The sequence below is a fragment of the Blautia sp. MSK20_18 genome, assembly GCF_020553125.1.
Taxonomy (GTDB): domain Bacteria; phylum Bacillota; class Clostridia; order Lachnospirales; family Lachnospiraceae; genus Blautia_A; species Blautia_A fusiformis.
The window spans coordinates 1-10507 of the sequence record NZ_JAJCGR010000061.1 but is presented as its reverse complement, the minus strand read 5'-3'; the positions used below and the strand labels follow the sequence as shown (position 1 = coordinate 10507).

The following is a 10507-nucleotide window of genomic DNA, read 5'->3' as shown; positions in this document are numbered from 1 at the left end:
TATGCGCTTTCATCTCGGATATAGAATAACCGAGGATTCCCGCTTTAAATCCTAAATATTCATGTAGACCTGCAGCATAATCAAATAATGCGTCTTTATGCACGCGCTTTAAAAGCAAAGCATAGACCAAAGTATTTCTTAGGCATCATTTGCCAATGGATAGGGGGCTTGATGAACAGCCCTTTGTTAGCACGGTCAGCATATGGCTCATTTGTCTTATGTTCGAGAGACGAAAGCGACACGGCTTCAAGAACAAAACTCTTTATCGTTAACTCCTGGAGGTATTTTTCGGAGTTTCACTCCGTTTTAGATACCACCTCTATAGGAGCAATGCACCGCATAGGGGTGGAGACTTCATTGGAACTTTTTTATCTTTCATTTGCATTAATACATATGCAGCAACAGTTGCATTTCCAGCGTTAATAAGATTTATATGGATAACTGAATATTCTGGACATCCTTTTCAGCATCGCCATCATGCAAACTTTGCAGAAGGTAAGCCTTCAGCATTGTATTTCCGTTTCCACTTTGCACAACATCAAAAGCCTCGGCCACCGCATCTCTTCCAAACACGTCATCGCGCAGCAGCCTGGCAAGCAATGGCACATTTTCGCTTAGATATAGAATCGCGTCTTTGCCATTTTCTTTTAAGAATTCTTTTGCACCTTCATTCTTTGTATATGCAGCATACATCTCAGCAGCACACATGACCCTGTATTTCTTATTAACCGCATGTTGAAAAAGAAGTCCTTTTTGCTCTTCGTTGTCTAGATATCTTTCTGCAAGGCGCTGCATACCTGCAGCAGTTATGCTCACGGTATTTTTTGGTATCAGGATACTGCTATCTCCAACATTCAGTTTGACGGTGTACGCTGAGCCACGTCTTATTTCATCTGCATGCGAAACAAAAGCGCGCATCAGGCCTTCAGGCATGTGATGTACAGTCATTTCATCTACATACGGGAATGAGAATACGCCGATTGTTTCAACTGATTCTGGAAGGACTATAGAATTTAACTGTTTACATCCAAGAAAAGCCATGTCGCCTATTGTTTTTATATTTCTACCAAAATGTATTGTTTTTAATTTCCGACAGTGCATGAAGGCCATATTTCCAATCTTTTCCAACGAATCCGGGAAGAAAATTTCATCCATACCGGATAACATGAATGCTGAATGCGCAACTTTTTTGCCATCTTTCATTACGAACTTCTGGCGTCCTTTGGAGATTTCCACATATCCATTTACACCATCAATCTCTTCTGTAAGAGGATATCTTTTTGTTTCCATTTTTTGCTCCTTTCTTTATATTTTCTACTGACAATATGCTGGATTTATAAGCGACAAAAAAAGGACCGGCAAAGTGCCGGTCTTGTTTATAAGCTTATAAGTCAAAATCATCTTTGATGCTTTTGGGCTTTGCATTTAATAGCTGCAGAACATATGCCCTCATTTCCAGATAGTTTTTTACACTATCGGACTGTTTATCCAGAAAATTTACTACAAATTGTAAGTCTTCGTGTGTGGATATTACCGAATTGAGGTATATTTTTAGCAGTTCGACATTTTCATGCGCAAAAATCGCGTTAAGTATGTATTTTTCATTTTCGAGCAAGTAATTTTTTAAGAAGATTCCGTTTTTCTCGTTCTTCTCTTCTTCACTCATATGCTCATAAATTTTGATAGCTACTTCTTCCTGCTCATCGTTCACTGCGTAAGCGTGAGAGCCTTTTGTAATCTCTTTTAAGAGCATCTTTTTTTTGTTTAATGAACATTTTTTTGAAGATATATTCTTGACCTGCAAGATAAATCTTTGTTTATCACTGGTTTCCATCATTTTTGGAATTATATACATAAAGTCTCCCATTTTTATCCCAAGTGCTCCACTATATTTATCCATACAAGATGGGGGACAGTAAAACCTTGAAGTAACGATAGCTGTACTTAAAATGGTTGGAAGTTTTCTCAATCCGATTTCGGTGTCGTTAATTTCTATTGTTTTTTCGCTCATAGTATTTTCCTTTCCTGTTTAGATTTATCTGAAATATGCAGGTTAAAAAATCAAATGGAAAAATCGTATTTTGAAATTATCTTCCTTTCGTTTAACGCCTGCAAGAGATACGCTTTCATTTCCAGATAGTTTTTTGTTATATCGGCCTTTTTGTCCAGCAAATCTATTGCAAATTGCAAATCCTCTTGAGGAGATATCCGAAAATCCAAATACATTTTTAGCAGTTTAATATTTCCATGCGTAAAAATCGCCTCAAACGTATTCAGCTCTTTGTCAACCAAGTAATTTTTTAGAAGCCTTCCTCTTTTACTATTCTTTTCGTTCGTATCCATTGCCTGATAAATATTGATGGCCGTTTCTTGCATTCTATCTTGAATTGCATACGAGTAAAAATCGATGGAAACATCTTTCAGTGATTGTTTTTTCTTGTCTAAGGATGGCTCTTTTGTAGAAATACCTTCAATTTTGGCAATGAGCAATCGTTTGTTCAGTTTAGTCATCATTTGCGGAAAGTAGCATACAAAATCGCCTATTCTTATTTCGAAAGTTCCGCTGCATTTGGTAAAATCATGTACACGCCTTCTATACAACGGAGTGCAGATTTTCATATCCAAAATAGAAGAAAGTCGCTTAATGGCTACATCCGAATCATCAATCTGTATTATTATTTTACTCATTATTTTTCTCCTTTTTCTTCCACTTACAATATGCCAGATTTACAGGCAACAAAAAAAGAATCGTAGCACGTACGACTCTTTTTCTTCTTATTTCGTGATTGACCGACGGGCAACCATAGGTTGATAACTCCCCGGCTTTGCCGGAGTCGTTACCAGATTCCGTTTCACTCCAATGACCGTGGCTTCTTCGCGAGGCCGGAAAGCGCCTCGCAGGACTAACACTATCCCTCTATCCCCTGTTACGGGGATTACCTTTAAAAAATATACTATGCAACAATTTTTGATGTTGCTGACACCTCCCCGCCTTTTCTATCGGGTACACAGCCTTAAACATTTTACACATACAAGGTCTTTTGTATACAACGGCATATGTTTTTAAGTTTTATTCTGGCAAATGCCAGGTACAAGATTGTTCTTATCTTGTTACATATATAGTATGCCGAAAAAATATAGTTTTTGACGAAAAAAAGAAAAAAATATTTTTTAATTCTTTACGCTTATATCCGACGGACAACTAAATATGTAAATCTAAGCGATGCATATTTAGGTTGGCCGCGGTTTTACGCGTAATTATGATAATCCAGCTCCAGGTCATCCTCAGCGCGGGTCTCTGCTTCCGGTCCATCTTTCTTGATAACTCGCCGTTCCGGCTCGTAGCCAGACTTCGAACGGGGATTCAGACTCGCGTGCGAAGTTGAAACCGGAACATTTGACCCGTGGGCGACTTTTTGTCGGCCGGGGATTCCCCGCTCTCCGTTAGCACTTCCGCCTCCGGTTTTCTTTCCTGCAAGCCCCCAACAAATTCTGTCCGACCATTTCTTTTCGCTTTTTTCAGCGTTTTTTTTGCAGTTTTGCCACCTCCTGGCCCTCCGTGCCAACGTTCCGGAAAACAGATTGCAGAACTGAAAAGTTTTTGATATAATATGTGTATGGGAAAACTTAAGAAATAAGGCGGCCTATCCTCTCACATTACTTGAAAAATATTACTGACTTCGGAGAGGAGAAAAAAGCTCCCTCCGTTTTTTATTTATTACACAGAGGGGGTGATATACTATGACTGTGACGCTAGATGAGCTAATTGCAATTATTTCACTTATTGTGAATATCGTGATGCTTTGTTACATAATTTTCACAGGAAAAAAGTAAGCCGCCGACTACTGGGAATAGTCCACGGCTTGAAATAAAAGTACACTTATAAGGGTAGACTTCCTGTTTCTTAAGTTCTTCCCTATTTCTATATATCATATTACATTATTTGGCTGAAAAAATCAAGCCCTTCTATAAAAAAAAGGAGTTTTCAGATATGGAACAATGGGATGTCGTATGTATCAGATGCGGAAAGCACTTATTCTCCGAACAAAGAGCATCTACTGCCGGCGGCATACACCGTCTGCACGAAACAAATGACGAATTCTACGACGAAATTAAGGCTGAGTTTTACTGCACCAAATGTGCAAGAGACCTTGGCTATGACACGGACGAAGCAAACGACTAACACATACAAACATAGCAGCAACAGCCGGCCAGAGGCCGGCTGTTGCTGCGTTCTTTTTCTTCTTCTTTTCTCTCTTTCTTTCCTCCTCTCCTACGCCACTTTGTACACCTTCACATCTCCTTTTTCAAACACACATTTATATATTTTTTTTATCACCTCATCGCTACACTCATGCTCTTCATACGTCATCCCGTCTTCATAAATGATATAATCAATCCCTTCCTTTTTTACCAGTTTTTTTACTTTTTCTTTGTCTTTTGAGGAATAGACTTCAACCGCATTTGCTGCCCGGGTATCCGTATCATAACCCGCAGACCATGCGTAATATGGCCAGCCGTTATATAGCATGATTCCGGATAAGGTGATTTCCGACATGCTCTCTTCTCCCGTCAGTACCAAGTCGTTTTCTTTTACATTTTCTTTTAACCATTCTGTAAGACTGCTGCCCATGTCTATCTTTAAAGCGCGTTTATCTGCGTTGTAGATAGTCAGAAGGTCATAAGCTCCGGTGGCAGTCAGGGTTATCGCCAGCAACACGGCCAGCGTTCTTAAAAAGATGTTTCTGCTTCCCCACAATCTCGTCAGCGCATATGCCCATATCATGTTCAAAAAGATTGTTGAGATGATAATGTACTTGTGATTGACTGCGATATCCGGTGTCATGGAAACTGTAAAGGCAAAAATCACCGGGAACAGAAATGCGGCAATCATCGCGCGTTTCTTGCCTTTGAATATTACAAGGAAGACAGCCACTCCGAGAAAAAAGACTCCGGAAAGCATGATAAGATATAATACTACTCCGCCGGCTGTCTGTTTATCAGCCAGGAACCCGAAATAAAACCTTGTCTTCATCTCATCCTTCATGCTGCTTGCGATTCCTGCAGGCATAAAGAATCTTTTTTGTGCAAAAGACAACGCAATTGCATTGACAGCCATGACTACATAGTCAAATTTATTTGACGACATAACAGCAAACCATGCAAGGATTAGCAGTGTGGCAACAACAACTGCACCGTTCCAGAATGCCAGCGCCCCAAGCACTACGCCAAATGCGGCGTCAATCGGCCAGTCAGGAGAAAGAGCCCAGGCCTGTTTGCTTAACAAAGTTGTTTTCATTACAACAGCCACACGGCTCTGCGATACAGCGTTCTTTTTCTCGCTGATTTCTTTTTTTTTGTCCAGCCAGTCCAGACGCCCAGAAAAATACATGATAGGGATAATAGCGATGAGCAGGCCAAACCCCAGGTGCCGCTGATTTAAAAATACGTTGTAATTCCAAAGCCCCCAGTCTTCATGTGCTGTATAACCGATAAATGATGTATTATGTAAGAAATCACGCCAGTTCCCACTTGCGATTGACTGAATGAGTCTGTCAAATACTGCAATGCTGCTTCGGCAGAAAAACATCAGGACAGTCAGGGCGCCTGCTGCTGTGTTCCCTGTCAGTTCCTGCGTGAAATAAAACAGCAGGACCAGGAACCCCCAAAGAGATGCCGCTGAGATAAGGTTAAATGCCCAGTCAATCCGCATTCCCAGGAATTCCAGGTTCCCAGCCAGAAACTGAAACATGAAATGATATTTGACGTCCTGTCCACCGTAATGCGGATACTGTGTTGGAAAGTTATCATGGAATGAGAAGGAACGAATCATTGCGGTATGCGGGGAATAGTCGCTAAAAACCGTAACTCCGGATTTTAAAATCTCTTTTCCATTTTCTGTATCAATATGGAAAACATAAAACATAGTCCATAAAATAAAACCAAAAAGAGCACACAGGAGCAACCCTTCTCTTGCAAACAATCGCTTGTTTTGGATTCCTGACTTGTCTTCCGTATGTCGCTTTCCTTTTATTGTTACGAATGCAATAAAGCAAGTTACGACGATTGCGACCGCATTTCCATAAATCTTTGGATATCTCATGCCAAACATTACTTTCGCGGTATACGATACAAGATATGCTGTCCATCCTGATATCAGGTACCCAATGCCAACAGCCATGGCGAGCCTGCACCATATTGTGTTTTCAGCCTTTCGTCCGACCGGAATCTTTCCGGCTATTCCAAACCCGCATAAAAAAGAGGAAACTAAAAAGATAATCGCAGGCATTACTTGCGCTCCTTTCCGGTATCCGGCAGCAAGGCCTTTTCGTAACTTACGATTTTTTTGTTGCGAAGACGGTTTACGGTATCGGTTATATCTACCTCCTGCATTTTAGCCTCCTCATCTTTGCCATACACACGCATCAGTATCTTATCAGGGGTAGTCCAGTTTCCCGACACTGTCAGGCTTTCGTAGATAGGGGCCCCATCGGACCAATCATCCCTGCTTTCATTCATCTTTTCATAGCATTCTTTGCAGCATGGGATAATCCAGCCGCGGTCATTGATGATTGGCGTGTCCATCTTTCCACAATGGACGCATACACTGCTTGAGATACTGTTGTACTTATCAATGATATCTTCTGCTTTACAGTTTTTCGGCACTCCACCAAGGTAAATCCTCAAATCTCCATATTTCTCTTTTGCCTGCAGAATCTGTGCTGTATACAGACAGTCGCAGCGGATAAACTCTGCTCTCAGCTCCTCACACAGTTCATGCCCAAATCGAATGACCCACCCTTCTGGAATATCGCCACTCCATGCACTCAATATTGGCGGGGTCTCTTCCTTTTCTTTTTTTGAAAGTTTCGTCCCGGTATACCAGTGCGTTTTTTCTTCCAGGAACGGGTACCGTTTTTTTATCTGGTCCCAATAGCGTTTTTGTATGACCAGTTCTTTTTTATTTTTGCGTTTTGCTTTTGACATTTTTTGCTCCTTTCTTTTGAATTTTTTAGATATATACAATATGCAGAATTTCATGGAAAGCGTCCAATTTTTGCGGGATGTCATTTTTGGCACAGCAGCCAGATTAAGAAAATACATCGGTATACTGATATATTTTTAGAGGCAAGAAAAAAGAGCGCCGCTTGTCGCAATTGCTCTTTTTCTTACCTATTCTTCTATTCCTCTTGCCGGCAACATCCCGCTTCCATCTTCCTTCTGATATAGCTCTGCTCGACCCGTCATTCCCATGTCCTTAAAATATCCATACAGGAAATCACGCTGCCTTTTACTCAGTGGTCTCTGATTTGTTACCAGATAAGCTCCAGTCAAAGACGGGTCATGGACCAGTGCCCAGCCTCTTCTTATCAGTTCATCACGACATGGCGGATAAATATCCTCTCCAATTAAGTCCCTGTATAATTCCTGTGCAGCCAGTTCATGCGTTCCCCATTCAGACGGATAAAAGACACCATTTGGAGAAAGCCAGCCATATTCTTTTTCTACGATTTTTTCCATTTCATCTTTTTTTGTTTCCGTCGCTTTTGGTAGTCCGTTTTTCAGGTAATCATCGACGCAGGCATTAAGCGCGTTTTCATCCAAGTTATCGTTCAGCAATTCCATCAGGTCATTTGCATTCAGCGGTTTTTTGGTCCGGCTGTCACAGATGACCAGCATGCCCCGGATATCGTCACTGTAGCATTCGACCGGAAGACACTTTGTCATATAATAGATGCTGTATTTATATGCTGGATACTCATTTATTTCTGGGTATGTAAGAAAATTTGTCTGCATATGTTCACAGCAGTAAAAGAAATAATAAGCGAATCCCGGCTCATAAGTTTCGCACCCGCCCTTTCGGTCCAGCGTGACACTTTTTTTGCTGCAACCGCTTCCTCTGTGGAACTTGCAATATTTGTTTTTGCATTTCAGTTTTGGCATATTCTTTTCCCTTTCTTTATTCTTTATATTTTCAGATACAATATGCTGATTTTTGGCATTCACTGAAAAGTTTGCAACAAAAAAAAGCGGCCGGTGCAAAGCACCGTGCCGCTGTAGCATTCAGTCGTCTGAACGTTGACCAAAGATTTCAAGCAATGACAAGAAAAGGTTAATGATATCCAGATATATATCCATCGCACTGCCAACCGCATTTGAAGCTGTGTATGGATACATCTGAGAACGCGATACATCATACGAAATGTAGAAACTGAAAATGATTGCGCTAGCCCAGGAAACCGCACTGCTTTCTATTCCCATAAAAAGCAATATAGCCTCAGCCGCAATGAGCCCCATCAGTGCCATGAACAGCAGACTGCCAAGCCTGTTGCAGAACTGCGGGTTCAGGACTGCGAAAAACGTCATAGTCGCGATAATCAACGTTGCAGCCAGAAACGCTTCCGTCACCACTTCGGAGTCGAGCCCGCCGTATTCCTGCACCGCAACGGAAATCACAAACCCGCTTGGTAGTACAATCAGGTTATATCCGACAAATCCAGCTACAGGATTCGTAGATACCGCAGACATTATACATCCAACAATCACACAGACCAGATAGGTCAGGAAGAACGCAACAGAATTCACCGTTGCTGCCATATTGCTACAAAAGAGGCAAATCAGAAAATTTGCCACCAAGCCGTACAATATCATGCCAAAAATCGTAGCATTATATTTTCTTGCCGTAAGAATCCTTCCGTCATATGACTGAAGCCGCGCTTCCTTTCTTCTTTTGCTTAAACTTACCATATTTCTTTACCTCCATTCTTTGTTTTCCGGCACAAAAACGCACCGATATTTTTACATCATTTAATATGCAAAATCCGGCGTGTTGTTGCAAAATCCTTCCTCTAGTCGGCCACCGGTTTCTCCTAACATACGGTAATATACGGCGAATATTCGCATAGCACATAAAAAGAATGGCAAAAAAAAGCAGAATTCAGAAAGCAAAAAAATAGTAGCAAAAAAGAACAAAAAAAACAGGAATAAAGAAGGCAAAAGCAAAAACAAACAAAAAAAGCGAAAATAAAGATAGAAGCAAAGGGAAAAACAAAGAGAAAAGAGAAAAAGATAACAAAAAGAAAGGAAAAAAGAAGAGCCTGCAGCGCGTAGCGCTGCAGGCTTGATGTGCGTTAAGATGCAATTTTTGTGTAGGTGTCGGCGACGTTAGAAGGGAACTTTCCGGAGGTGAAGGTCTCACCGGCAGTGTTCTGCCAGGTACCGGAGAGGGCATACTTTGTTCCGACGAATTTGAAGGTGGTGCCAGTGGTGAAGCTTGTCAGACCGGAGCAATAGTAGAACATGTCTCTCATACTCGTCACGCTTCTGGTATCCAGCGTTGTTAAATCCAGACTGGTCAAGCCGAAGCATCTCCGGAACATTTCGCTCATATCCGTCACATTCTGCGTATCCAGTGGAGATAAATCCAGGCTGGTCAGGCCAGAACAGTTAGAGAACATGCTACTCATATCAGTCACATTCCGTGTATCCAGCGGTGTCAAATCCAGACCTGTCAGACCAGAACAATAGGAGAACATATCACTCATATTAGTCACATTCTGTGTATCCAATGGCGTTAAATCCAGGTTTGTCAGGCCGTGGCAGCCGGAAAACATGCCATTCATACTTGTCACCTTCTGTGTATCCAGCGGAGATAAATCCAGCCTGGTCAAACCAGAGCAGTCGCGAAACATCCGATTCATATCCGTTACATTCTGCGTGTCTAGCGGCGTTAAATTCAGGCTTACCAGACGGAGGCAGCCGAGGAACATACCACTCATATTCGTTACATTCTGCGTATCCAGCGGTGCCAAATCCAGGCTCGTGAGTCCGGAACAGTAGCAAAACATTGATATCATACCCGTTACGTTCCGTGTGTCCAGCATTTTGAAATCGATTTTTTGAAGTTTTCTTCTATTGAAAAACATATCTCCGCTGTCTTTCGCCGCCTGCACTTTTACGCCCGGAATCTGTGTAGACACCTTCATGACTGTTCCAGCACTATCATTCAGCCATGCGACAACGCCGCCGTCTCCGTCTGCATCAACATCAATGGTCGCTTTATCTTTTGGTTTTACTTCATCGGTAAAGATGACTTCAGTCACGGTGTCTGGGATTGCGTTATTGAAAGAATTATTTTTTAATGCGATGTAGCCATTATATCCTTCAACCTCAAACGTCATCTCTTTTGCCCACAAATCCAAATCCTCGGTTAGTTCAACCTGCGGTACACCGTCATTAGAAATCATTACCCTGCTCTTACATGACTCATCGCTATACCATCCAACCCCGGTCCCGACCGTTTCTTTATAACTCCCCTCCACTATCTGCCTAGAAGAGTTATAAACCACCATATTCTCGTCAGTCCCGTCAGCAAATTTCAGCCCGTTCCCGTGGAACGTGACGGTATATCCTTTCGTGCTCTTACTTGGCTTTTCGGTGCTTAAATACATATCCGGGATTTCACGCTCTGCATTGGTCAATCCGTCATCCCATTTCTTAGTAATGG

General features: G+C 41.7%; 9 protein-coding genes. 1 reads left to right on the top strand and 8 read right to left on the bottom strand.

Annotated features, from left to right (window positions below; translation table 11 throughout):
* Positions 1-429: 429 nt before the first annotated feature.
* The 3 genes from LI091_RS17730 to LI091_RS17720 all read right to left on the bottom strand — a co-directional run bounded on the left by LI091_RS17730 (position 430) and on the right by LI091_RS17720 (position 2688).
* Positions 430-1290 (bottom strand): leucine-rich repeat domain-containing protein, encoded by an 861-nt coding sequence (locus tag LI091_RS17730; RefSeq protein ID WP_265191415.1) that lies wholly within the window; start codon positions 1288-1290, stop codon positions 430-432.
* A gap of 94 nt (positions 1291-1384) precedes the next feature.
* Positions 1385-2011, bottom strand: coding sequence for a hypothetical protein (locus LI091_RS17725; protein WP_173734219.1), 627 nt, complete (start codon positions 2009-2011; stop codon positions 1385-1387).
* Positions 2012-2061: 50 nt separating this feature from the next.
* Positions 2062-2688 (bottom strand): hypothetical protein, encoded by a 627-nt coding sequence (locus LI091_RS17720; RefSeq protein ID WP_173734218.1) that lies wholly within the window; start codon positions 2686-2688, stop codon positions 2062-2064.
* A gap of 1303 nt (positions 2689-3991) precedes the next feature.
* Here LI091_RS17720 and LI091_RS17715 point away from each other — a divergent pair.
* Entirely contained in the window at positions 3992-4183 is a 192-nt protein-coding gene (locus tag LI091_RS17715; RefSeq protein WP_173734217.1) for a hypothetical protein, read from the top strand.
* Between the two features lie 90 nt (positions 4184-4273).
* Here the strand turns inward: LI091_RS17715 and LI091_RS17710 are convergent, their stop codons facing one another.
* The 5 genes from LI091_RS17710 to LI091_RS17690 form a co-directional block, all read right to left on the bottom strand.
* Positions 4274-6181, bottom strand: a complete 1908-nt coding sequence (locus LI091_RS17710; RefSeq protein ID WP_265191414.1) for a hypothetical protein — start codon at positions 6179-6181, stop codon at positions 4274-4276.
* Between the two features lie 107 nt (positions 6182-6288).
* Positions 6289-6987: a hypothetical protein gene (locus tag LI091_RS17705; protein WP_173734215.1), complete on the bottom strand. Its 699-nt coding sequence runs from the start codon at positions 6985-6987 to the stop codon at positions 6289-6291.
* Positions 6988-7173: 186 nt separating this feature from the next.
* Positions 7174-7944: a hypothetical protein gene (locus LI091_RS17700; protein ID WP_173734214.1), complete on the bottom strand. Its 771-nt coding sequence runs from the start codon at positions 7942-7944 to the stop codon at positions 7174-7176.
* A 120-nt stretch (positions 7945-8064) separates the two neighbouring features.
* Positions 8065-8748 carry a Bax inhibitor-1 family protein gene (locus LI091_RS17695; protein WP_173734213.1) on the bottom strand — a complete coding sequence of 228 codons (684 nt, stop codon included), beginning with the start codon at positions 8746-8748 and terminating at the stop codon, positions 8065-8067.
* Positions 8749-9131: 383 nt separating this feature from the next.
* Positions 9132-10507 (bottom strand): BspA family leucine-rich repeat surface protein (locus tag LI091_RS17690; RefSeq protein ID WP_265191413.1); only part of this gene is annotated, 1376 nt, incomplete at its 5' end.

Bases quoted from the DNA above. Each gene is read 5' to 3' on its own strand.
- LI091_RS17730 (WP_265191415.1), bottom strand. From the start codon at position 1,290: ATGGAAACAAAAAGATATCCTCTTACAGAAGAGATTGATGGTGTAAAT.
- LI091_RS17725 (WP_173734219.1), bottom strand. From the start codon at position 2,011: ATGAGCGAAAAAACAATAGAAATTAACGACACCGAAATCGGATTGAGA.
- LI091_RS17720 (WP_173734218.1), bottom strand. From the start codon at position 2,688: ATGAGTAAAATAATAATACAGATTGATGATTCGGATGTAGCCATTAAG.
- LI091_RS17715 (WP_173734217.1), top strand. From the start codon at position 3,992: ATGGAACAATGGGATGTCGTATGTATCAGATGCGGAAAGCACTTATTC.
- LI091_RS17710 (WP_265191414.1), bottom strand. From the start codon at position 6,181: ATGGCTGTTGGCATTGGGTACCTGATATCAGGATGGACAGCATATCTT.
- LI091_RS17705 (WP_173734215.1), bottom strand. From the start codon at position 6,987: ATGTCAAAAGCAAAACGCAAAAATAAAAAAGAACTGGTCATACAAAAA.
- LI091_RS17700 (WP_173734214.1), bottom strand. From the start codon at position 7,944: ATGCCAAAACTGAAATGCAAAAACAAATATTGCAAGTTCCACAGAGGA.
- LI091_RS17695 (WP_173734213.1), bottom strand. From the start codon at position 8,748: ATGGTAAGTTTAAGCAAAAGAAGAAAGGAAGCGCGGCTTCAGTCATAT.